Raw genomic sequence first — 20,683 nt, forward strand, 5'->3', positions numbered from 1 at the left:
TGCGGGAATAGCTCAGTTGGTAGAGCACGACCTTGCCAAGGTCGGGGTCGCGAGTTCGAGTCTCGTTTCCCGCTCCATTCGAAAACGCCACTTCGTTGAAGTGGCGTTTTTTTTTACCTTCAAAAACATCGCAGCCACGGGGCCGCGGGCATTTGTAATGCCCGCGGCCTTTTTGCTCAGTGGCGCTCGCCCTGGTCAGGCGCGCTCAGCAACTGCTTCTCCAGGTTCCAGTCGAAGGGCTCGTCATTCTGCTCGGCTTCGTAGCGACGCTCTTCAAGGGTCTGGTACAGCTCGAGTTCCTCATCGGGCATGTAGTGCAGGCAGTCGCCGCCGAAGAACCACAACAGGTCGCGCGGGACCAGGTGAGCGATCTGCGGGTAGCGCGTGATCACCTGGCAGATCAGGTCCTGGCCCAGGTACTGGCTTTCCAGTGGATTCTGCGGCAGCAGGGTCAGCAGTTCGTCGAAGCGTTCGAGGAACAGGGCGTGGCTTTCTTCCGGCACTTGCTCGGCGTCGCCCAGGGCCACCAGGATGGTGCGCAGGTGTTGGAGCAGTTGCAGGTGGTACTCCAGGTGGGGGTTGGCCATGGGGGCGATCCTCTGGTATTGAAACGGGGGCCGGAGTATACGCAGGTTTTGCCCCGCCGGGGCAGGCGCAGCCTCGCTCTGCCCTGACCGCCGGACCGTCAGGTGCCGGCGATCCGTGCGACTGACGGTACTTAGCGCACCTTGCCCTCCACGGGCAGCAGTTGTGCCTTGTCGAAAGCATCCACATCGATCACTGTCCGACGTGCAGCTTCGGCTGCATGGAGTCTCTCGCCCTCATCAGCCTGCAGCACGCCAGCCTGCACGGCGGCTTCGATGTCCGACTGGCCCGGTGCCGGATGCACCTTGCCCTCCTTGAGCCCCTGGTGCAGCGCCTTGTGCAGTGGCGCCACCTCGTCCAGCAGGTCGCAAGCTGTCTGCAGGGCGGCTACCGGATCACCTTCGCCGTCAGGGCGGAAGCAGCCCGCCAGCAGCTCCTCCAGGGCCGGATCACCCTTGCGTCGGCCGATCAGTTCAGCCACCTCTTTATCCAGTTCATCGCTTGGCCCGGTATGGCGGCGACCGAACGGGAATACCAGAACCCGCAACGCACAGCCGATGAAGCGATTGGGGAAGTTGTCGAGCAGCCGATCGAGGGCCTTTTCGGCCTGCCCCAGGCTTTCTTCCAGCGCCCAGCGCAGCAGGGGTTGCATGTGCTCGGGTGAGCCGAGGTCGTGATAGCGCTTGAGCGCTGCAGATGACAGGTACAGGTAGCTGAGGACATCCCCCAGGCGCGCGCTCAGGCGTTCGCGCCGCTTCAGTGCGCCACCGAGCAGCATCATCGACAGGTCGGCAAGCAAGGCGAATGCGGCCGCCTGACGGTTCAGTGCACGGAAGTAGCCCTGGCTGAGGGCGTCGCCCGGCGCCTTCTCGAAGCGTCCCAGCCCGATCCCGAGCACGAAGGTGCTGGCAGCATTGCTGGCGGCGAACATGATGTGCTTCATCAGCAGATCGTCGAACTCGTTGAGCGCCTGCTCGCGATCCTCGCGCCCGGCGAGGGCCATTTCCTTGAGGACGAAGGGGTGGCAGCGGATCGCGCCCTGTCCGAAGATCATCAGGTTGCGCGACAGGATGTTGGCGCCCTCGACGGTGATGAAGATCGGCGCGCCCTGCCAGTTGCGACCCAGGTAGTTGTTCGGGCCCATGATGATGCCCTTGCCACCGTGTACGTCCATGGCGTGCTGGATGCATTCACGGCCGCGTTCGGTCAGGTGGTACTTGAGGATTGCCGAAAGCACCGAGGGTTTTTCGCCCAGGTCCACTGCCTTTGCGGTGAGCAGGCGGGCGCTGTCCATCAGCCAGGCGTTGCCACCTATCCGTGCCAGCGATTCCTGGATGCCCTCGAAGGCGGACAGCGGCACGTTGAACTGCTCGCGGATGCGGGCGTACTGGCCGGTGACCAGGCTGGTGTACTTGGCAGCGCCAGTGCCGACCGCGGGCAGCGAGATGGAGCGACCGACCGACAGGCAGTTCATCAGCATCATCCAGCCCTTGCCGAGCATGTCCTTGCCGCCGATGAGGAAGTCCAGAGGCACGAACACGTCCTTGCCGCTGTTCGGGCCGTTCATGAAGGCGGCACCCAGCGGCAGATGGCGCTTGCCGATCTGCACGCCCGGGGTGTCGGTGGGGATGAGTGCCAGGCTGATACCCAGGGACTCCTGTTCGCCCAGCAAGTGATCGGGGTCGTAGGCCTTGAAGGCCAGGCCCAGCAGGGTGGCCACCGGGCCGAGTGTGATGTAGCGCTTCTCCCAGTTCAGGCGAAGGCCGATGACTTCCTCGCCGTTCCATTCTCCTTTGCAGACGATGCCGGTGTCAGGCATGGCGCCTGCGTCGGAGCCGGCCAGTGGGCCGGTGAGGGCGAAGCAGGGGATTTCGTCGCCACGGGCCAGACGCGGCAGGTAGTGGTTACGCTGTTCATCGGTGCCATAGTGCAGCAGCAGTTCGGCGGGGCCGAGCGAATTGGGCACCATCACGGTCGAGGCCAGGTCGCCGCTGCGGGTGGCAAGTTTCATCGCCACTTGCGAGTGGGCATAGGCGGAGAAGCCCTTGCCACCGAATTCCTTGGGAATGATCAGGGCAAAGAAGCCGTGCTGCTTGATGTGTTCCCAGGCTGCGGGCGGCAGGTCGAGGTCCTGGCCGATCTGCCAGTCGCTGACCAGGGCGCAGAGTTCCTCGGTGGGGCCATCGATGAATGCCTGTTCTTCTGCGGTGAGCGTGGGGGCAGGGTAGTCGAGCAGGGTGTTCCAGTCAGGCTGGCCGCTGAACAGTTGGCCGTCCCACCACACGGTACCCGCGTCGATCGCCTCGCGCTCGGTCTGCGACATGGGTGGCAGGGTGCGCTGGAACCATTTGAACACGGGGCCGGTGAACACCTGGCGCCGCCACTGCGGCAGCACCAGCAGGGCGGCCTTGGCGGCCAGCACCAGCCAGATCACGGTCAGCAGCCAGCCGGGTGCGTCGGCGAAGATACCCATCAGCAACACATAGGCAGCGATCACCCCGAGGATCTGCAGCGGTGCCAGACGTCGATGGGTGAGATATGCGGCGCCGATCACCAGCACCACCAACCACAACAGCAGCATAGTTCTTCCTCCTTGGAAGCTTGGGCTCGCGCCATCCCGGATAGCTTAGACGCGATGCGCCGGATGGCTCGCTATGAACAGTGACAGGGTGTGGCGACAGGAGTTTCAGCGCATTGTCTGCTGGTACAGGTGCCGTCACTGTGGAGTAGACTGTTCGCCCTCTGCACTCACTAAGGACGTCGTCATGCTGAAGATCTGGGGTCGCAAGAATTCGAGCAATGTGCGCAAGGCGCTGTGGATTGCCCACGAGTTGGGGCTAGAGTTCGAATCGATCGACGCCGGTGGGGCGTTCGGCTTGGTCGACGAGCCTGAGTACCGTGACCGCAACCCCAATGGCCTGGTGCCGTTGCTCGAAGATGGCGACTTCGTCCTTTGGGAGTCCAACACCATCGTGCGCTACCTGAGCGCCGAATATGGTGCCGAGCAGGGCTGGTATCTGGACGATCCGCGTCAGCGCGCCCTAGCGGACAAATGGATGGACTGGACCACCTCGTCCTTCGCCGCGCCGTTCCGCCCGCTGTTCTGGGGCATGCTGCGTACGCCAGAGAACGAGCGTGACTGGACGGCGATCAACGCTGCGCGGGAAAAGTGCGGCGAGTTGCTGGCGATCGTCGACAAGGCGCTGGCCACCCAGCCCTACCTCTCCGGTGAGCAGATCGGCATGGGCGACATTCCGCTGGGCTGCTTTGCCTACGGCTGGTTCGAGATGCCCATCGAACGCCCCGAGCTCCCTCACCTGCAGGCCTGGTACGAGCGCCTGAAGGCGCGTCCGGCCTATCAGAAAGCGGTGATGACGGCACTGACTTGAGCGGATACCCCGCCCGTTTCGATAGTCACTATCGATACACATGACTGTACTTGTGCGGTCAGGCCTTGCACCATGGCCGCACTACTCACTGCGCCAGTGACTTGACCTGGCGTGTCCTGAACCTTTTTCTTCGGTACGTGACCCGCTATGAGTTCTGCCCTGTCCATAAGACAGCTGACCAAGACCTACGGCAACGGCTTTCAGGCCCTGAAGGGCATCGACCTGGAGGTCGCCGAAGGTGATTTCTTCGCCTTGCTCGGCCCCAATGGCGCCGGCAAATCCACCACCATCGGCATTCTTTCGACCCTGGTGAACAAGACCAGCGGCACGGTGAATGTCTTCGGTCACGACCTGGACCGCCAGCCTGCCGCGCTCAAGCGCAGCATCGGCGTGGTGCCCCAGGAGTTCAACTTCAACCAGTTCGAGAAGACCTTCGACATCGTCGTCACCCAGGCTGGCTACTATGGCATCCCGCCGAAGCTGGCCAAGGAGCGTGCCGAGCAGTACCTCACCCAACTGGGGTTGTGGGACAAGCGTGACGTGCAGTCGCGGTCGCTGTCCGGCGGCATGAAGCGGCGCCTGATGATCGCCCGTGCGCTGATCCATGAGCCGCGCCTGTTGATCCTCGACGAGCCGACGGCTGGCGTGGACATCGAACTGCGTCGCTCGATGTGGAGTTTCCTCACCGAGCTGAACCAGAAAGGCATCACCATCATCCTCACCACGCACTATCTCGAGGAAGCCGAACAGCTGTGCCGCAACATCGGCATCATCGACCACGGCACCATCGTCGAGAACACCAGCATGCGCCAGTTGCTGGGCAAGCTGCATGTCGAGACCTTTGTCCTCGATCTCAAGCAGGACCTGCCCGTGGCGCCGACGCTGCAAGGCTACCCGTGCCGGCTGATCACGCCGCATACGCTGGAAGTGCAGGTAGAAAAGGATATCGGCATCACTGCGTTGTTCGGCCAATTGGCGCTGCAGAACATCGAGGTGCAGAGCCTGCGCAACAAGACCAACCGACTCGAGGAGTTGTTCGTGGCCCTGGTGGAAAAGAACCTGTCGAAGGTGGCGGTATGAGTGTGGAACTGCGCACCAACTGGGTCGCCCTGAATACGATTGTCTATCGCGAGGTTCGACGCTTCCTGCGTATCTGGCCGCAGACCCTGCTGCCGCCGGCGATCACCATGGTTCTGTACTTTGTCATCTTTGGTAACCTGATCGGCCGTCAGATCGGCGACATGGGTGGCTTCACCTACATGGAGTACATCGTGCCGGGGCTGATCATGATGTCGGTGATCACCAACTCCTACGGCAACGTGGTATCGAGCTTCTTCGGCAGCAAGTTCCAGCGTTCGATCGAGGAGTTGATGGTCTCGCCGGTCTCGCCGCACACCATTCTTGTCGGCTACACCCTTGGTGGTGTCTTGCGTGGCCTGGCGGTGGGCGTGATCGTGACTCTCCTGTCGATGTTCTTCACCCATCTGCAGGTGCATCACCTGGGTGTGACCATCGTCGTGGTGTTGCTGACGGCGACGATCTTCTCGCTACTGGGGTTCGTCAATGCCGTGTTTGCGCGCAACTTCGACGATATCTCGATCATCCCGACTTTTGTTCTGACACCGCTGACCTACCTGGGTGGCGTGTTCTACTCCATCAACCTGCTGCCACCTTTCTGGCAGACCGTGTCGCTGGCTAACCCGGTGCTGCACATGGTCAACTCGTTCCGCTACGGCATTCTAGGGGTGTCGGATATCAGCATTGGTACGGCGATCACCTTCATGCTGGTGGCTACCGTGGTGCTCTATGCCCTGTGCGTCCGCCTGCTGGTCAGTGGTCGCGGCATGCGTGCATGACATCCTGCATTTGCGCCGGCGCCACTGCCGGCCGACCCACCAGCGCCAGTAGAGCAAGGTGGTGAAGTAGGCGGCCAGGCCCAGTATCACGCCGCACACCACCGAGCCGAGCAGGAACGGCTGCCAGACGGTGGACAACTGGTCAGTGATCCATTCGAAGGTCAGTTCCTCCGGTAGCGTTCGCGGGGGAATCTGCATCAGCCAGGCGCCGGTCATGTAGGTGACGAAGAACACCGGTGGCATGGTCAGCGGGTTGGTCAGCCAGACCAGGCTGACCGCGATGGGCAGGTTGCCGCGTACCGGTATCGCCAGGGCGGCAGCCAGCAGCATCTGCATGGGGATGGGGATGAGCGCCGCGAACAGCCCGACGCCCATGGCGCGCGCCACCGAATGGCGATTCAGGTGCCAGAGGTTGGGGTCGTGCAGCAATCGGCCGAAAAAGCGTAAGGACTTGTGTTCCCGAATGCTGGTCGGATCCGGCATGTAGCGTTTGAAGAGACGGCGCGGCATGTAGGCTCCCGGGGCTCGAATAGGGCGAGTATGCCTTGATTCCACGTCAGCCTCGTTCAGAGTTTGTGACAATTGTTGAGTGAGCTCGGCGGCCAAACAGGCCTAGCCTGACGGGGCGATTACGCTGCGGAGCTTTACTTCATGCGCACAGGGATGTCTGCGCTGGCGCTCGGGTTGTTGAGCCTGGGTCTCTTGCCTGCCTTGCCGTCGGTCGGGTGGCTGTTCCTTCTGTTCTTGTCGGCACTGATGTGCCTGTTCACTCGTGCGTGGCCGATAGGGTGGTTCCTGTTGGGGATGAGCTGGGCCTGCTGGTCGGCGCAGCAGGCCCTTGATGATCGTCTGGTCGCCGAGCTCGATGGGCGCACGCTGTGGCTGGAGGGCAGGGTGATAGGGCTGGCGACCCAGTCTGGTCGCAGCGTGCGTTTCGAACTGGACGAAGCGCAGTCCCGACGTGCGCAGTTGCCCCGCCGGATGCAACTGAGCTGGTTCGAGGGTCCCATGGTCAGGGCTGGCGAGCGCTGGCGACTCGCGGTCAACCTCAGACGCCCTCAGGGGCTGCTCAATCCTCATGGTCCCGACCGCGAAGCGATGCTGCTGGCGCGGCGAATAGGTGCCACCGGATCGGTCAAGGCCGGGGAGATGCTGGCTCCGGCAACCGGGTGCTGGCGCGACAGGCTGCGCCAGCGCGTGCTGGCGGTGGACGCCCAGGGGCGGGAGGCGGTGCTGGCTGCGCTGGTGCTCGGTGACGGTTCTGGACTGGCGCGGGAGGACTGGCAGGCACTGCAGGCGACCGGCACCGTGCACCTGATGGTGATCTCGGGGCAGCACATAGGCTTGCTGGCGGGGTTGGTCTATGGGCTGGTTGCTGGGTTGGCGCGGCTGGGCGCCTGGCCTGGGAGGCTACCCTGGTTGCCTTGGGCGTGTGGCCTGGCGATGGCGGCAGCCCTGGCTTATGGCGCGCTCGCTGGCTTTCAGGTGCCGGTGCAGCGTGCCTGCCTGATGCTGGCCACTGTCTTGGCCTGGCGTCTGCGCTTTCGTCATTTAGGAGCGTTTTTCCCCCTGTTGCTGGCATTGGTCGGCGTATTGCTGTTCGAGCCCTTGGCCAGCCTGATGCCGGGCTTCTGGCTGTCTTTTGCTGCGGTGGCGGTATTGATCTACTGCTTCAGCGCGCGCCTGGGTGGCTGGCGGCCTTGGCAGGCCTGGAGTCGCGCTCAATGGGCGATCGCTGTCGGTTTGTTGCCCGCGCTGCTGGCGTTGGGGCTACCGGTCAGTCTGACCGCGCCCTTGGTCAATCTCCTGGCAGTACCTTGGATTAGCCTGGCGGTGTTGCCGTTGGCCCTGCTTGGAACGGTAGCATTGCCGTTGACGGGGGTGGGCGAGTCATTGCTGTGGCTGGCAGGTGGATTGATCGACCTGATGTTTCGCGGGCTCGGCCTGCTGGCCGAATGGCGGCCAGCCTGGACGCCCCCGTCGCTTTCGCTGTGGGCGTGGGGGCTGGTCTGTGCGGGTGCGGTGCTGCTCCTGCTGCCACGTGGCGTGCCGCTGCGAGGGCTGGGTGCGGTGATGCTGCTGGCGCTGTGGACGCCTCGCGAGCAGGTGCCGCACGCAGAGGTGGAGGTGTGGCAACTGGATGTCGGTCAGGGCCTGGCGGTGTTGCTGCGCACGCAGCATCACAGCCTGCTCTACGATGCCGGGCCGGCGATGGGCACCAGTGACCTTGGGCAGAGCGTGGTATTGCCGACCTTGCGCGGGTTGGGCGTCAACCGGCTCGATCTGATGCTGATCAGCCATGCACATGCCGACCACGCTGGTGGCGCTCTGGCTGTGCGGCGCGGCCTGCCAGTGGTGCGGGTGCTGGCTGGCGAGGCGCGGGAGTTGCCCGCAGCCTTGAACGCGGAGGTGTGCAGCAGTGGTGAGCGCTGGGAGTGGGATGGCGTGATTTTCTCGCTTTGGCACTGGCCGGGTGGCAAGAGCAGTAACGACCGCTCCTGCGTGCTGCTGGTCGAGGCTCAGGGCGAGCGCTTGCTGCTGGCTGGTGACATGGAGGCAGCCGCCGAGCGCGCCTGGCTGGTATCCGCCGATGCGGCGCGTGTCGACTGGCTGCAGTCACCGCATCACGGCAGCCGCAGTTCCTCCACCGAGCCCTTCATCCGCGCTATCGCGCCGCGTGGCGTGATGATTTCCCGTGGGCGATACAATGGCTTTGGTCACCCGCACCCGCAGGTAATCGAGCGCTATCGGCGGCATGGGTTGGCGGTGCATGACACGGCATTGCACGGGGCGCTGCGCCTGCAACTGGGCAGTCGGGGAGAGGTCGAGGGATTGCGTGCGCAGCGGCGCTTTTGGCGTGAGCCGCCTTCGTAGGTTGTGCAGGCCTGAAATATGCGAATCACCCGACAGCCCGCTGACCTTCGGCAGATGAGCCCCATGCCTGCCTATGGTAGAGTGGCGGCCTTTTTCAGGGGGATGCTTACTGTGTGGGAATTGGTCAAGTCCGGCGGCTGGATGATGCTGCCGATCATTCTGAGCTCCGTCGCAGCCATGGCGATTGTCGTCGAACGCCTGTGGACCCTGCGTGCCAGTCGCGTCACGCCACCGCATCTGTTGGGCCAGGTATGGATGTGGATCAAGGACAAGCAACTGACCAGTGACAAGCTCAAGGCCCTGCGTGCCGACTCCCCCCTGGGCGAGATTCTCGCCGCGGGCCTGGCAAACTCCCGCCATGGCCGCGAGATCATGAAAGAATGCATCGAGGAGGCCGCCTCCCGGGTCATCCACGAGCTCGAGCGCTACATCAGCACCCTGGGCACCATCGCTGCAATGGCGCCGCTGCTCGGCCTGCTTGGCACCGTGCTCGGCATGATCGACATTTTCAGTGCGTTCATGGGCTCGCAGATGACGGCCAACGCCGCGGTGCTCGCTGGTGGTATCTCCAAGGCGCTGGTCACCACCGCAGCGGGCCTGATGGTGGGTATCCCCGCGGTATTCTTCCACCGTTTCCTGCTGCGCCGCATCGATGAGCTGGTGGTCGGCATGGAGCAGGAGGCGATCAAGCTGGTCGAGGTGCTGCAGGGCGACCGCGAGGTCGAGGTGGCCGGAGGCAAGGCGTGAAGTTCCGGCGCAATCGACAGCGCGAGAACGTCGACATCAACCTGGCATCGCTGATCGACGTGGTGTTCGTGCTCTTGCTGTTTTTCGTGGTCACGACCACCTTCACCCGTGAGACCCAGCTGCGCGTCGAGTTGCCCGAGGCGGCCAGCGGCGCACCGGCGGCGCCGCTGGATGGCAAGCTGGTGGAGGTGACGATCAGCGCCGATGGCGTGTATTCGGTGAACAACCACCTGCTACCCAAGAGCGACCTGGCCACCCTGACCGAGGCACTTGAGCGCGAATCCGGGGGAGACAACACCTTGCCCCTGGCGATCAGTGCCGATGGCAAGACCCCGCACCAGGCGGTGATCACTGCGATGGATGCTGCTGGCAAGCTCGGCTTCAGCCACCTGCGCATGACCACCGTCGAGGCGGCCCCGGGGACGCCCTGATGGCTTTCGCCGATCGTCTGCTCGCCGCCTGGTACCAAGGCCATCCCGCCCTGGCGCTGTTGCGTCCGCTCGAAGCCCTTTACCGGCGTGTGGTGACGCGTAAGCGTGCGCGTTTCCTCAGTGGCGAAAGCCCCAGCTATCGGGCTCCGGTGCCGGTCGTCGTGGTGGGTAATATCACTGTCGGAGGAACCGGCAAGACGCCGATGATCCTCTGGCTGATTGAACATTGTCGAAGCCAGGGGCTGAAGGTTGGTGTGGTCAGCCGTGGATATGGCGCCAAGCCGCCGCATTTCCCTTGGCGGGTCCAGGCCAGCCAGAGCGCTGTGCAGGCTGGAGATGAACCGTTGCTGATCGTGCAGCGTACTGACGTGCCGCTGATGATCGACCCTGACCGATCCCGTGCCGTGCAAGCGCTGTTGGCCAGCGAGTCCTTGGACCTGATTCTCTGTGATGACGGCATGCAGCATTACCGGCTGGCGCGCGACCTGGAGCTGGTGCTGATCGACGCGGCCCGCGGCCTTGGCAACGGCCGATGCCTGCCTGCCGGCCCTTTGCGTGAGCCGGTCGAGCGCCTGGAGGGCGTCGGTGCAGTGCTGCACAACGGTGCCACCGTCGATCCGTCGGGTGGATTCGCGTTCGGTCTGCGCCCGAGTGCATTGGTCAATCTGCGCACCGGCGAGCGCCGTCCACTCGCACATTTTCCTGCGGGTCAGGCCCTTCATGCCGTAGCTGGCATTGGCAACCCGCAACGTTTCTTCAATACCTTGCAAGGGCTAGACTGGCAGCCTGTGCCGCATCCTTTCGCCGACCATGCGCAGTTCAATGCCCAGAGCCTGGCATTCGAACCACCACTGCCATTGGTCATGACCGAAAAGGACGCGGTGAAATGCCGTGACTTTGCAGGTGACGACTGGTGGTACCTGGCCGTAGATGCCGAACCGTCTCCATCCTTCGTCGCCTGGTTCGATGCGCAGCTCGCTCGTCTGCTGCCTTGAATCACTTCCACTTTCCGGCCTTCGGCCTCAAGGACACCTCCATGGACACCAAACTGCTCGATATCCTGGCCTGCCCGATCACCAAAAGCCCGCTCAAGCTCAGCGCCGACAAGACTGAGCTGATCAGCAAGGGCGCCGGCCTGGCCTATCCGATCCGCGACGGCATCCCGGTCATGCTGGAGAGCGAGGCGCGCACCCTGAGCGACGACGAGCGTCTGGACAAATGAGCCTGGACTTCACTGTGGTAATTCCTGCCCGGCTGCGCTCGACCCGCCTGCCGGGCAAGCCGTTGCTGCCGATCGCTGGCAAGCCGATGATCCAGCATGTCTGGGAGCAGGCGCGCAAGAGCGGTGCTGCACGGGTAGTCATTGCTACCGACGATGCCAGCATCCTCGAGGCATGCCAGGCCTTTGGCGCCGAAGCGCTGATGACCCGTGCCGACCATGAGTCGGGCACCGATCGTCTGGCCGAGGTCGTCGCGCACCTGGGCTTGCCGCCAGACGCCATCGTGGTCAACGTGCAGGGCGACGAACCGTTGATCCCGCCGGTGATCATCGATCAGGTGGCCGCCAACCTGGCTGCTCACCCCGAGGCGGGTATCGCAACCCTGGCCGAGCCGATCCACGAGCCGCAAAGCGTGTTCAACCCCAACGCGGTCAAGGTGGTCAGCGACAAGAACGGCCTTGCCCTGACCTTCAGCCGTGCGCCGCTGCCCTGGGCGCGCGATGCCTTCGCCAAACAGCGCGACGTGCTGCCGGAAGGTGTGCCGTATCGCCGTCATATCGGCATGTATGCCTACCGTGTCGGCTTCCTGCAGGATTTCGTCGGCTGGGGCCCGTGCTGGCTCGAGCAGACCGAGGCCCTGGAGCAGTTGCGGGCGCTTTGGCATGGCGTGCGGATCCACGTCGAGGACGCCATCGAAGCGCCCGCGGTGGGTGTCGACACCCCTGAAGACCTGGAGCGCGTCCGGCGCTTGCTGGAGGGCTGATGCGCGTACTGTTCGTTTGCCTGGGCAATATCTGCCGTTCACCCACCGCCGAGGGTGTGCTGCGCCACCAGTTACAGGTTGCCGGACTCGCTGAGCGCGTACAGGTGGCGTCTGCAGGGACCGGAGGCTGGCACGTGGGCAAGGCGCCCGATAGTCGCACCTGCAAGGCTGCCCTGGCGCGGGGGTATGACTTGTCGCGCCAGCGCGCGCAGCAGGTCAAGGCCGCTCACTTCGGTGAGTACGATCTGATCCTGGCCATGGACAAGAGCAATCTGGGTAATCTGCAGGCGCTGCGCCCACACGATGCTCGCGGCGAACTCGACCTGTTTCTGCGCAGGTATGGCGCGGCGCTGGACGAGGTGCCGGACCCTTACTATGGCGGTGCCGAGGGATTCGAGCAGGTTCTGGACCTGATCGAAGCGGCCTGCCATGAGCTGGTCGTGGAAATCAAGGGGCGGTTATGACAGCGCAGTGGCAGGAGCGTGTATCGCTCAAGCCGTTCAACACCTTCGGTATCGACGTCGCAGCGCGCTACCTCACCCAGGCCCATGACGACGAAGAAGTTCGCCAGGCCCTGAAGCTGGCCGAGCAACGGCAGCTGCCGGTGCTGATTGTCGGTGGCGGCAGCAACCTGTTGCTGACACGCGACGTCGATGCCTTGGTGCTACACATGGCCAGTTGTGGCCGACGCATCCTCAGTGATGATGGCGAGCGTGTCGTGATCGAGGCCGAGTCAGGCGAACCCTGGCATCCTTTCGTGCAATGGAGCCTGGCGCAGGGCCTGTGCGGGCTGGAGAACCTAAGCCTGATTCCCGGTACGGTCGGCGCGGCACCGATGCAGAACGTCGGCGCGTACGGGGTCGAGATCAAGGATGTGTTCGCAGGCTTGACCGCTCTGGATCGTGAGACTGGCGAGTTGCGTGACTTCACGCTGGACGAATGTGCGTTCGCCTATCGCGACAGCGTGTTCAAGCGCAACCCAGGTCGTTGGTTGATCCTGCGGGTGCGTTTCGTGCTGAGTCGTACATTGCGTGCGCACCTGGACTACGGGCCGGTTCGACAGCGCCTGCAAGAGCAGGGTGTGCAGGAGGTGACTGCACAGGCCATCAGCGATGCCATCTGCAGTATTCGTCGCGAAAAGCTTCCGGATCCGGCGGAGCTGGGCAATGCTGGCAGCTTCTTCAAGAACCCGGTGGTCTCGGCGCAGTTGGCCGAGGGTATTCGCGCGCGTTATCCGAACCTGGTGGCTTATCCCCAGGCTGAGGGGCAGGTCAAGCTGGCGGCAGGCTGGCTGATCGAGCAGGCGGGCTGGAAGGGCTACCGTGAGGGTGATGCTGGCGTGCATCGTTTGCAGTCGCTGGTGCTGGTCAACTACGGCCAGGCGAGTGGCGCACAGTTGCATGCCCTGGCGCAGCGAATCCAGGCAGATATTCTGGAGCGGTTCGGCGTCGAGTTGGAGATGGAGCCGAATCTGTACTGATTGCCACCTGTCAGGCTGGCCCTGCTTCCCTGGGTTTTGAGCGATAAAGAAAAACCCCCGCCAGTGCGAACTGGCGGGGGTTTTTCATTCAGCTGTCGGAATCAGCCGTGGTGAGGTTTGTGCTCATCCTCGGTGGTTTCCAGCGCCGGGGCCGCTTCGGCGGCAGCCTGGGCTGCGGCAGCAGCGGCGGCTTCAGCCTCACGCTTGCGGCGACGCACTTCACGCGGGTCGTTCGGCGCACGGCCGTTCGGCAGCATGACGGTGGTCGCTTCGGCGACAGCCGGCTCTTCGACAGGAGCCGCTTCGGCTGCAGCAGGCGCAGGCGCCTCGGCAGGGGCTGCTTCGGCGACGACCGGTGCTGCCTCGACAGCCACTGGCTCGACCACGACAGGCTCGATCACTTCGGCTTCGGCAGCAGGTGCTTGCTCTACGACAGTCTCAGCAACCGGTGCTTTCTCTGCTTCGCCCGCTTCCACGGCCGGTGCTTCGATGGCTGGTGCTTCGACTGCAGGCGCAGGCTTGCTTGTGGCCACTTCGGCCTGTGGTTGTGCAGGTGCTTCGACGACAGGCTCGATACCGGGTTCGACCACGGCCACAGGTTCATTGACCGGCTGCTCGACAACAGGCGCGATCGCGACTTCCTCGGCCTTGGCGACAACCTCTGCCGGCTCGGCGCTCTGAACTACTTCACGGTCGTCGGTCTCGACGACGGTAGCGGTAGCGCGCTCGGCCTGCTCGTTGGCCTGGGCCTCGGCGTCGGCACTGATATTGCTGCTGGCAACGGCGGCGGTGACCGCCAGGCCTGCGGCCAGTTCGGCACCCAGCTCAGTGGCTTTGTGCTGCTGTGGCTGTTGCTCTTCGCCGGCTTCTTCGTCGCCGTCGATCAGCTCGCCATTGGCATTGCGCTGGCGCTCACGACGGTTGCTGCGACGACGCTGGCCACGGGAGCGGCGACGAGGGCGCTCGCCATCGGCGCCTTCCTGCTCGTCCTGCAGCAGTTCTTCGTTCGGCAGTTGCTCCTCGCTTGCCTCGGCAGCCTGTTCGGCGGCGCGTGGCTGGCGCTCTTCGCGCGGCTGGCGTGGTTGGCGTTCTTCACGTGGTGCGCGCTCTTCACGCTCCTCGCGTGGTGCGCGTTCCTCACGGGCTGGACGCTCTTCACGAGGTGCGCGATCTTCGCGTGGGGCACGTTCTTCGCGTGGTGTGCGCTCTTCGCGGGCTACGCGTTCCTCGCGAGGTGCACGCTCTTCGCGTGGAGCACGCTCCTCACGGGCCGCCGGGGCGGTATCCAGTGGCTCGCGCAATTCGCGGACGCGTTCTTCACGATTACCGCGACGGTCTTCGCGCGGTTGACGTGGAGCACGTTCTTCGCGTTGAGCGCGTTCTTCACGAGGTGCGCGCTCTTCGCGTGGCGCACGCTCTTCACGTGGCTGGCGCTCTTCGCGTGGGGCGCGCTCACTGCGCTCTTCACGCGGCTTGCGGTCTTCATCGCGGCGGCCATTGCGGTTGCGGCTCTGCTGACGGCCGTTGCGGCGCTCCTCGTTGCGCTGGGTGCGCTCGGTGGTTGGCTTCTCGGGAGTAGCGGCCGGAGCGACGACAGGTTCTTCCTTGCCGGCGAACAGGCTGACCAGCGACTTGACCAGGCCCTTGAACAGGCTTGGCTCTGGCGCAGCGACAGGCGCTGGAGCGGTTGCAGCAGGTTGTGCTTCGCTCGCGCTCGGCTCAGGGGCGTTGGTACGAGCCGGAGCGGTCTTCACTGCAGCTTCCTGGCGAACCAGGGTGCGGGTAGCGGTTGGTTGCGGCGCTTCCTCGGCTTCGCTGGTGGCGATCTCATAGCTCGACTGGTTGTTCAGCACGTCCGGATTGTCGTCGCGCAGGCGCTGGACTTCGAAGTGCGGGGTTTCCAGGTGATCGTTCGGCAGGATGATGATGCGCGCACGGGTGCGCAGTTCGATCTTGGTGATCGAGTTGCGCTTCTCGTTGAGCAGGAAGGCAGCTACCGGGATCGGCACTTGTGCGCGTACCTCGGCGGTACGGTCCTTCAGCGCTTCTTCCTCGATCAGGCGCAGGATCGCCAGCGAGAGGGATTCGACGTCACGGATGATGCCGGTGCCCGAGCAGCGTGGGCAGACGATGCCGCTGCTTTCGCCCAGCGACGGACGCAGGCGCTGGCGGGACATCTCCAGCAGGCCGAAGCGCGAGATGCGACCGACCTGAACGCGGGCGCGGTCGGCTTCGAGGCATTCGCGTACGCGTTCCTCGACGGCGCGCTGGTTCTTGGCCGGGGTCATGTCGATGAAGTCGATGACGATCAGGCCGCCGATGTCACGCAGGCGCAGCTGGCGGGCGATTTCCTCAGCCGCTTCCAGGTTGGTCTGCAGGGCGGTTTCCTCGATGTCGCTGCCTTTGGTGGCGCGCGCCGAGTTGATGTCGATGGAGACCAGTGCTTCGGTCGGGTCGATGACGATCGAACCGCCGGACGGCAGGTCGACCACACGCTGGAACGCGGTCTCGATCTGGCTTTCGATCTGGAAACGGTTGAACAGCGGGACGCTGTCTTCATACAGCTTGACCTTGCTGGCGTACTGCGGCATCACCTGGCGGATGAAGGTCAGGGCTTCTTCCTGGGCGTCGATGCTGTCGATCAGTACTTCGCCGATGTCCTGGCGCAGGTAGTCGCGAATGGCGCGGATGATGACATTGCTTTCCTGGTAGATCAGGAAAGGCGCGACGCGGTCCTGGGAGGCTTCCTTGATGGCGGTCCAGAGCTGCAGCAGGTAGTCGAGGTCCCACTGCATCTCTTCGCTGCTGCGGCCCAGGCCTGCAGTGCGCACGATCAGGCCCATGTCGCCGGGAACGGTCAGGCCGTTGAGGGCTTCGCGCAGCTCGTTGCGCTCTTCGCCTTCGATGCGACGGGAAATGCCGCCAGCGCGTGGGTTGTTGGGCATCAGTACCAGGTAGCGGCCGGCGAGGCTGATGAAGGTGGTCAGGGCTGCGCCCTTGTTGCCACGTTCTTCCTTTTCGACCTGAACGATGACTTCCTGGCCTTCGCTCAGCACTTCCTTGATGTTCACCCGACCTTCAGGGGACTTCTTGAAGTACTCGCGGGAGATTTCCTTCAGCGGCAGGAAGCCGTGACGTTCGGAGCCGAAGTCGACGAAGGCGGCTTCGAGGCTGGGTTCGATGCGGGTGATCTTGCCTTTGTAGATGTTGGCCTTTTTCTGCTCACGCGCGCCGGATTCGATATCCAGGTCGTAGAGGCGTTGGCCATCCACCAGGGCTACACGCAACTCTTCGGGTTGAGTCGCGTTAATCAGCATTCTTTTCATGTTGTACCGTCGGTTTCCGGGCTGCCGGAAACGGCGTTCGGCACACACGACTTCTCATGGTCGGTGCCAAGGTGCGCAAAGGGTAGCGTGCCACCCCCGTGTCAAACGACGTTCGGCACCAGCCGGTTGCCCAGCCTGCCGTTGTCGCGACGACGCGTCCTGTTTGCTGCGGTGCCTATCGCACTCAGTCAGGAGGAGGAATCAGCCGAGGGCCGTGGACGCCTCTGGGGCATCTGCAAACACCGGTTCCGCTCGCCGGGCCATTACAGTGGGCCGGTGGCCGGCCGTGCTGTACGGTCCGGGCTGTACATCTCCACCCTGCACGTATCCCTGATAATTCGGGTGCTGCCGCGCGCTGAATCCGCAACGGGTTGCATTTTTCGCCAGCGCAGATTCTGGGCTGGCGCCATTCATGTCCAAGGCAGGTATTTCCGAAGCATTCGCCAGGCGCTGCACGGAAGCGACGAGGCGGGGCAGGGGCATGCGAAAAAGAACAGGAGGGAGGTGAAACACCGCACTTGTCGTTTTTTTTCGTTCTTCTCTGCTCGGCGCTGGTGGCGATTCCAGGCATTTCGGTAAACTGGCGAAAACCCCGTCGGACGGCCTCGCGTCCTCGAGAATTGCGTTGGTCAGGGCCGGTTCGAAACCGTGCGGTACTGACCTACCGCTTTTGGCGGCGTTCGCGACTATAGCAGTAATCATTAAGTGCTTCAATTCCATAAAAAATTGTTATGATCCAGCAATGACGACCAATAATCCCCCGACTTCCGGCGTTCAGCTGATCGAAGTCGCGCCGGAACTTGCCGGCCAACGCATCGACAACTTCCTCATCACGGCCCTCAAGGGCGTGCCCAAGACCCTGGTCTATCGCATCCTGCGCAAGGGAGAGGTGCGGGTGAACAAGGGGCGCATCAAGCCCGAATACAAGCTGCAGGCTGGTGACATCGTGCGCGTGCCGCCTGTCCGATTGCCCGAGCGCGACGAGCCTGCTCCCGTGGCGCAGGGGTTGTTGCAGCGGCTGGAAGCGGCGATCGTCTACGAAGACAAGGCGCTGATCGTGATGAACAAGCCTGCCGGTATCGCCGTGCACGGCGGCAGTGGCCTGAGTTTCGGGGTGATCGAGGCGCTGCGTCAGTTGCGTCCGGATGCCAAGGAGCTCGAACTGGTGCACCGACTGGACCGCGACACTTCGGGGCTGCTGATGATCGCCAAGAAGCGCAGCATGCTGCGTCACCTGCACGCAGCCCTGCGCGGCGATGGCGTCGACAAGCGCTACATGGCTTTGGTGCGCGGGCACTGGCCAACCTCGAAGAAACAGGTCAATGCGCCCCTGCAGAAAAGCAACCTGCGCTCGGGAGAGCGCATGGTCGAGGTAGACGAAGAGGGCAAGGAGGCGTTGACGCTTTTCCGTGTGCTGCGCCGCTTCGGTGAGTTCGCCACCATGGTCGAGGCGCGACCGATTACCGGTCGCACCCACCAGATCCGTGTGCACACGCTCCATGCCGGGCACATGATCGCCGGTGACAGCAAGTACGGCGATGAAGACTTCAGTCGCGAAATTCGTGATCTGGGGGGTAAACGCCTGTTCCTCCACGCTTATGCGTTGACCGTGCCCCTGCCGGATGGTGGCGAGTTGAAGCTCGAGGCGCCGGTGGACGAGATGTGGGCCAAGACCGTGGAGCGCCTGAGTGCGACCTGATCTGTCATGAGCAAACCCTACGAGCTGCTGATCTTCGATTGGGATGGCACTTTGGCCGACTCCATCGGGCGCATTGTCGAGGCGATGAACGCCGCTGCCGAGCGTGCCGGCGAGGCGCCCAGTGCCGACGCCGCGGTCAAGGGCATCATTGGTCTGGCCCTGAGCGAGGCGATCTCGGTGCTCTATCCGCATCTGGACGCCCGGCAGCTCGAGGTTTTCCGCCAGCACTACGCGGATATCTACACAGCGCTGGATCAGCAGCCGTCACCGCTGTTCGACGGGGTGGTGGAGTCGCTGGAAGCCTTTCGCGGTGAGGGGTATCGTCTGGCGGTGGCCACTGGCAAGGCGCGTCGCGGGCTGGATCGGGTGCTCAAGGCCAATGGCTGGGAGGGGTATTTCGATATCACTCGTGCCGCTGACGAAACCCGCGGCAAGCCTCATCCGTTGATGCTTGAGGAAATTCTCGCTCATTGCCAGGTCGAACCTGGCAGCGCGCTGATGGTCGGAGATTCGGCATTCGATCTGCAGATGGCCAGCAATGCGGGCATGCACTCGGTTGCCGTGGGTTATGGCGCGATGTCGCTGCAGGCGCTGGGCGAGTTTGGGCCGCAGGTGTGCGTCGAGCATTTTTCACAGTTGCGTGAGTGGCTGGCTGGTCCCGCGCGGCTTCAATTTCAAGGTAGGTGAGCATGGCTGACGAGTGGAAAGCCCCTGAGCCCGAGGGCGCAGCGCAGGACAAGGAAGAGCGCAAGAGCTGGAAGCTGCTCGAGAAGACCCTCCTGGCAGGTGTTCAGGAGCAGCGTCGTGCGCGGCGCTGGGGGATTTTCTTCAAGTTGCTGACCTTCCTCTACCTGTTCGGTCTCCTGTTCCTGTTCTCGCCGCTGATGGACATGGAGAGTACGGCCTCGCGCAGTGCCAATCATACCGCCTTGGTGGAAGTGCGCGGGGTGATCGCCGACCAGGAAGCTGCCAGCGCCGACAATATCATCAAGAGCCTGCGTGACGCGTTCAAGGATGCCAAGACCAAGGCTGTGGTGATGCGTATCAATAGTCCGGGCGGGAGTCCGGTGCAGGCGGGTTATGTATATGACGAGATTCGTCGCCTGCGCGCCGAATATCCGGCGATCAAGCTGTATGCAGTGATCACCGACCTTGGTGCCTCGGGTGCCTACTACATCGCCAGTGCGGCGGATGAGATCTACGCCGACAAGGCCAGCCTGGTCGGATCCATTGGCGTGACTGCGGCCGGCTACGGCTTCGTCGGAACCATGGAAAAGCTCGGTGTGGAGCGTCGTGCCTACACTTCTGGCGAGCATAAGGCCTTCCTCGACCCGTTCTCGCCGCAAAAGCCTGAAGAGACTGCGTTCTGGCAGGGCGTGCTGGATACCACGCACAATCAGTTCATCGCCATGGTCAAGCAGGGCCGAGGGGAGCGTCTGAAAGACAAGGAGCACCCAGAGCTGTTCAGTGGTCTGATCTGGTCGGGCGAGCAGGCCAAGGCGCTGGGTTTGATCGATGGACTGGGCAGTGCCAGCTACGTGGCGCGTGACATCGTCGGCGAGAAAGAGTTGGTGGACTTCACGGTGCAGGAATCGCCGTTCGACCGCTTCTCCAAGCGTATCGGGGCCAGCGTCGCCGAGCGCCTGGCCATGTACATGGGCTTCCAGGGGCCATCCCTGCGTTGAGTCATGAGCGGGGCTGCCGGGCAGCCCCCTCTTTCAGGGTAGCTGCACACCTTCTGCGTGCAGCATGTCTACCAGGCGAATCAGCGGTAGCCCGATCAGGCTCGTCGCGTCGCAGCCGTGGGTGCTCTGGAACAGTGTCACCCCCAATCCCTCCGCCTTGAAGCTTCCTGCGCAGTCCAGGGGCTGTTCTGCCTGCACGTAGTGCTCGACCCGTTCGCGGTCCAGTTCGCGCAGGGTTACGGTAAACGGTATGCAGTCTACCTGGCATTGTCCCGTGCTGCTGTTGAGCAGGGCGAGGCCGGTCAGGAAGGTGACCTGCTGCCCGCTGGCGGCCAGCAATTGCTCGCAGGCGCGCTCGAAGGTGTGCGGCTTGCCAAGGATCTGCTCGCCCAGTACAGCGACCTGGTCCGAGCCGATGATCAGGTGTTGCGGATGGCTGTTTGCCAGGGCTTCGGCTTTTTGTCGGGCCAGGCGACGGACCAGTTCGGTGGCAGGCTCCTCGGCGTTGCGCTTTTCGTCTATATCGGGGCTTGCCCAGGTGAAAGGCAGGCGCAGGCGCTGGAGCAGTTCGCGCCGGTAGGGGGAGCTTGAAGCAAGCAGCAGGGGAAGCATGGTAGACTCCTTCGCA

19 protein-coding genes and 1 tRNA gene are annotated in these 20,683 nt (G+C 63.5%); 15 read left to right on the top strand and 5 right to left on the bottom strand.

Annotation, left to right across the window (positions count from 1 at the left end):
- The first annotated feature begins 1 nt into the window (after nt 1).
- Nucleotides 2–77, top strand: a tRNA-Gly gene (locus AC2CGW_RS24630).
- Nucleotides 78–176: 99 nt separating this feature from the next.
- Here the strand turns inward: AC2CGW_RS24630 and AC2CGW_RS24635 are convergent.
- A complete protein-coding gene (locus tag AC2CGW_RS24635; RefSeq protein ID WP_186666824.1) occupies nt 177–587 on the bottom strand; it encodes a PA2817 family protein in 411 nt (136 codons plus the stop codon).
- A 131-nt stretch (nt 588–718) separates the two neighbouring features.
- Entirely contained in the window at nt 719–3,166 is a 2,448-nt protein-coding gene (locus AC2CGW_RS24640; protein ID WP_186707971.1) for an acyl-CoA dehydrogenase, read from the bottom strand.
- Nucleotides 3,167–3,350: 184 nt separating this feature from the next.
- Here AC2CGW_RS24640 and AC2CGW_RS24645 point away from each other — a divergent pair, with 184 nt between their 5' ends.
- From AC2CGW_RS24645 to AC2CGW_RS24655, 3 genes are all read left to right on the top strand, one after another.
- Entirely contained in the window at nt 3,351–3,974 is a 624-nt protein-coding gene (locus AC2CGW_RS24645; protein ID WP_186666822.1) for a glutathione S-transferase, read from the top strand.
- Between the two features lie 147 nt (nt 3,975–4,121).
- Nucleotides 4,122–5,054, top strand: coding sequence for an ABC transporter ATP-binding protein (locus AC2CGW_RS24650; protein WP_186666821.1), 933 nt, complete (start codon nt 4,122–4,124; stop codon nt 5,052–5,054).
- On the top strand, nt 5,051–5,830 hold the full coding sequence (locus AC2CGW_RS24655) for an ABC transporter permease (protein WP_186666820.1): 780 nt from the start codon (nt 5,051–5,053) through the stop codon (nt 5,828–5,830). Before AC2CGW_RS24650 ends, AC2CGW_RS24655 begins: the two co-directional genes overlap by 4 nt.
- Here the strand turns inward: AC2CGW_RS24655 and AC2CGW_RS24660 are convergent.
- On the bottom strand, nt 5,714–6,340 hold the full coding sequence (locus tag AC2CGW_RS24660) for a DUF2062 domain-containing protein (protein ID WP_186666819.1): 627 nt from the start codon (nt 6,338–6,340) through the stop codon (nt 5,714–5,716). The genes AC2CGW_RS24655 and AC2CGW_RS24660 overlap by 117 nt on opposite strands.
- A 141-nt stretch (nt 6,341–6,481) precedes the next feature.
- Between AC2CGW_RS24660 and AC2CGW_RS24665 the strand changes: the two genes are divergently transcribed.
- From AC2CGW_RS24665 to murB, 8 genes are all read left to right on the top strand, one after another.
- The gene (locus AC2CGW_RS24665; protein ID WP_484574746.1) at nt 6,482–8,704 is read left to right on the top strand and encodes a DNA internalization-related competence protein ComEC/Rec2; all 2,223 of its coding nucleotides are present in this window, start codon (nt 6,482–6,484) and stop codon (nt 8,702–8,704) included.
- 111 nt (nt 8,705–8,815) lie between these two features.
- Nucleotides 8,816–9,451: a MotA/TolQ/ExbB proton channel family protein gene (locus AC2CGW_RS24670; RefSeq protein WP_054893125.1), complete on the top strand. Its 636-nt coding sequence runs from the start codon at nt 8,816–8,818 to the stop codon at nt 9,449–9,451.
- Nucleotides 9,448–9,882: an ExbD/TolR family protein gene (locus AC2CGW_RS24675; RefSeq protein WP_186666817.1), complete on the top strand. Its 435-nt coding sequence runs from the start codon at nt 9,448–9,450 to the stop codon at nt 9,880–9,882. The genes AC2CGW_RS24670 and AC2CGW_RS24675 overlap by 4 nt, the downstream gene beginning before the upstream one ends.
- The gene (gene lpxK / locus AC2CGW_RS24680; RefSeq protein ID WP_186666816.1) at nt 9,882–10,877 is read left to right on the top strand and encodes a tetraacyldisaccharide 4'-kinase; all 996 of its coding nucleotides are present in this window, start codon (nt 9,882–9,884) and stop codon (nt 10,875–10,877) included. Before AC2CGW_RS24675 ends, lpxK begins: the two co-directional genes overlap by 1 nt.
- Nucleotides 10,878–10,918: 41 nt before the next feature.
- Nucleotides 10,919–11,104: a Trm112 family protein gene (locus AC2CGW_RS24685; RefSeq protein WP_054893060.1), complete on the top strand. Its 186-nt coding sequence runs from the start codon at nt 10,919–10,921 to the stop codon at nt 11,102–11,104.
- A complete protein-coding gene (kdsB, locus tag AC2CGW_RS24690; RefSeq protein WP_484574747.1) occupies nt 11,101–11,865 on the top strand; it encodes a 3-deoxy-manno-octulosonate cytidylyltransferase in 765 nt (254 codons plus the stop codon). Before AC2CGW_RS24685 ends, kdsB begins: the two co-directional genes overlap by 4 nt.
- Nucleotides 11,865–12,329 (top strand): low molecular weight protein-tyrosine-phosphatase, encoded by a 465-nt coding sequence (locus AC2CGW_RS24695; RefSeq protein WP_186666814.1) that lies wholly within the window; start codon nt 11,865–11,867, stop codon nt 12,327–12,329. Before kdsB ends, AC2CGW_RS24695 begins: the two co-directional genes overlap by 1 nt.
- Nucleotides 12,326–13,345 (top strand): UDP-N-acetylmuramate dehydrogenase, encoded by a 1,020-nt coding sequence (gene murB / locus AC2CGW_RS24700; protein WP_411384064.1) that lies wholly within the window; start codon nt 12,326–12,328, stop codon nt 13,343–13,345. Before AC2CGW_RS24695 ends, murB begins: the two co-directional genes overlap by 4 nt.
- A 101-nt stretch (nt 13,346–13,446) precedes the next feature.
- Here the strand turns inward: murB and rne are convergent, their stop codons facing one another.
- Nucleotides 13,447–16,671: a ribonuclease E gene (rne, locus tag AC2CGW_RS24705; RefSeq protein ID WP_484574748.1), complete on the bottom strand. Its 3,225-nt coding sequence runs from the start codon at nt 16,669–16,671 to the stop codon at nt 13,447–13,449.
- A gap of 742 nt (nt 16,672–17,413) precedes the next feature.
- Here rne and rluC point away from each other — a divergent pair.
- From rluC to AC2CGW_RS24720, 3 genes are read left to right on the top strand one after another with little or no spacing between them, the layout of a single operon-like run.
- Nucleotides 17,414–18,370 carry a 23S rRNA pseudouridine(955/2504/2580) synthase RluC gene (rluC, locus tag AC2CGW_RS24710; protein ID WP_186666811.1) on the top strand — a complete coding sequence of 319 codons (957 nt, stop codon included), beginning with the start codon at nt 17,414–17,416 and terminating at the stop codon, nt 18,368–18,370.
- A 6-nt stretch (nt 18,371–18,376) separates the two neighbouring features.
- Entirely contained in the window at nt 18,377–19,057 is a 681-nt protein-coding gene (locus AC2CGW_RS24715) for an HAD family hydrolase (protein ID WP_484574749.1), read from the top strand.
- A 2-nt stretch (nt 19,058–19,059) separates the two neighbouring features.
- Nucleotides 19,060–20,055 (top strand): S49 family peptidase, encoded by a 996-nt coding sequence (locus AC2CGW_RS24720; RefSeq protein WP_186666809.1) that lies wholly within the window; start codon nt 19,060–19,062, stop codon nt 20,053–20,055.
- A 33-nt stretch (nt 20,056–20,088) separates the two neighbouring features.
- Here AC2CGW_RS24720 and AC2CGW_RS24725 read toward each other — a convergent pair whose 3' ends face one another.
- Entirely contained in the window at nt 20,089–20,667 is a 579-nt protein-coding gene (locus tag AC2CGW_RS24725) for a Maf family protein (RefSeq protein ID WP_484574750.1), read from the bottom strand.
- Between the last annotated feature and the right edge of the window lie 16 nt (nt 20,668–20,683).

The sequence above is a fragment of the Pseudomonas sp. SYWMCR5 genome, from assembly GCF_057197165.1.

Excerpts from the sequence above, each read along its gene's own strand:
- AC2CGW_RS24635 (WP_186666824.1), bottom strand. The coding sequence starts at position 587 with ATGGCCAACCCCCACCTGGAGTACCACCTGCAACTGCTCCAACACCTG.
- AC2CGW_RS24640 (WP_186707971.1), bottom strand. The coding sequence starts at position 3,166 with ATGCTGCTGTTGTGGTTGGTGGTGCTGGTGATCGGCGCCGCATATCTC.
- AC2CGW_RS24645 (WP_186666822.1), top strand. The coding sequence starts at position 3,351 with ATGCTGAAGATCTGGGGTCGCAAGAATTCGAGCAATGTGCGCAAGGCG.
- AC2CGW_RS24650 (WP_186666821.1), top strand. The coding sequence starts at position 4,122 with ATGAGTTCTGCCCTGTCCATAAGACAGCTGACCAAGACCTACGGCAAC.
- AC2CGW_RS24655 (WP_186666820.1), top strand. The coding sequence starts at position 5,051 with ATGAGTGTGGAACTGCGCACCAACTGGGTCGCCCTGAATACGATTGTC.
- AC2CGW_RS24660 (WP_186666819.1), bottom strand. The coding sequence starts at position 6,340 with ATGCCGCGCCGTCTCTTCAAACGCTACATGCCGGATCCGACCAGCATT.
- AC2CGW_RS24665 (WP_484574746.1), top strand. The coding sequence starts at position 6,482 with ATGCGCACAGGGATGTCTGCGCTGGCGCTCGGGTTGTTGAGCCTGGGT.
- lpxK (WP_186666816.1), top strand. The coding sequence starts at position 9,882 with ATGGCTTTCGCCGATCGTCTGCTCGCCGCCTGGTACCAAGGCCATCCC.
- AC2CGW_RS24685 (WP_054893060.1), top strand. The coding sequence starts at position 10,919 with ATGGACACCAAACTGCTCGATATCCTGGCCTGCCCGATCACCAAAAGC.
- kdsB (WP_484574747.1), top strand. The coding sequence starts at position 11,101 with ATGAGCCTGGACTTCACTGTGGTAATTCCTGCCCGGCTGCGCTCGACC.
- AC2CGW_RS24695 (WP_186666814.1), top strand. The coding sequence starts at position 11,865 with ATGCGCGTACTGTTCGTTTGCCTGGGCAATATCTGCCGTTCACCCACC.
- murB (WP_411384064.1), top strand. The coding sequence starts at position 12,326 with ATGACAGCGCAGTGGCAGGAGCGTGTATCGCTCAAGCCGTTCAACACC.
- rne (WP_484574748.1), bottom strand. The coding sequence starts at position 16,671 with ATGAAAAGAATGCTGATTAACGCGACTCAACCCGAAGAGTTGCGTGTA.
- rluC (WP_186666811.1), top strand. The coding sequence starts at position 17,414 with ATGACGACCAATAATCCCCCGACTTCCGGCGTTCAGCTGATCGAAGTC.
- AC2CGW_RS24715 (WP_484574749.1), top strand. The coding sequence starts at position 18,377 with ATGAGCAAACCCTACGAGCTGCTGATCTTCGATTGGGATGGCACTTTG.
- AC2CGW_RS24720 (WP_186666809.1), top strand. The coding sequence starts at position 19,060 with ATGGCTGACGAGTGGAAAGCCCCTGAGCCCGAGGGCGCAGCGCAGGAC.
- AC2CGW_RS24725 (WP_484574750.1), bottom strand. The coding sequence starts at position 20,667 with ATGCTTCCCCTGCTGCTTGCTTCAAGCTCCCCCTACCGGCGCGAACTG.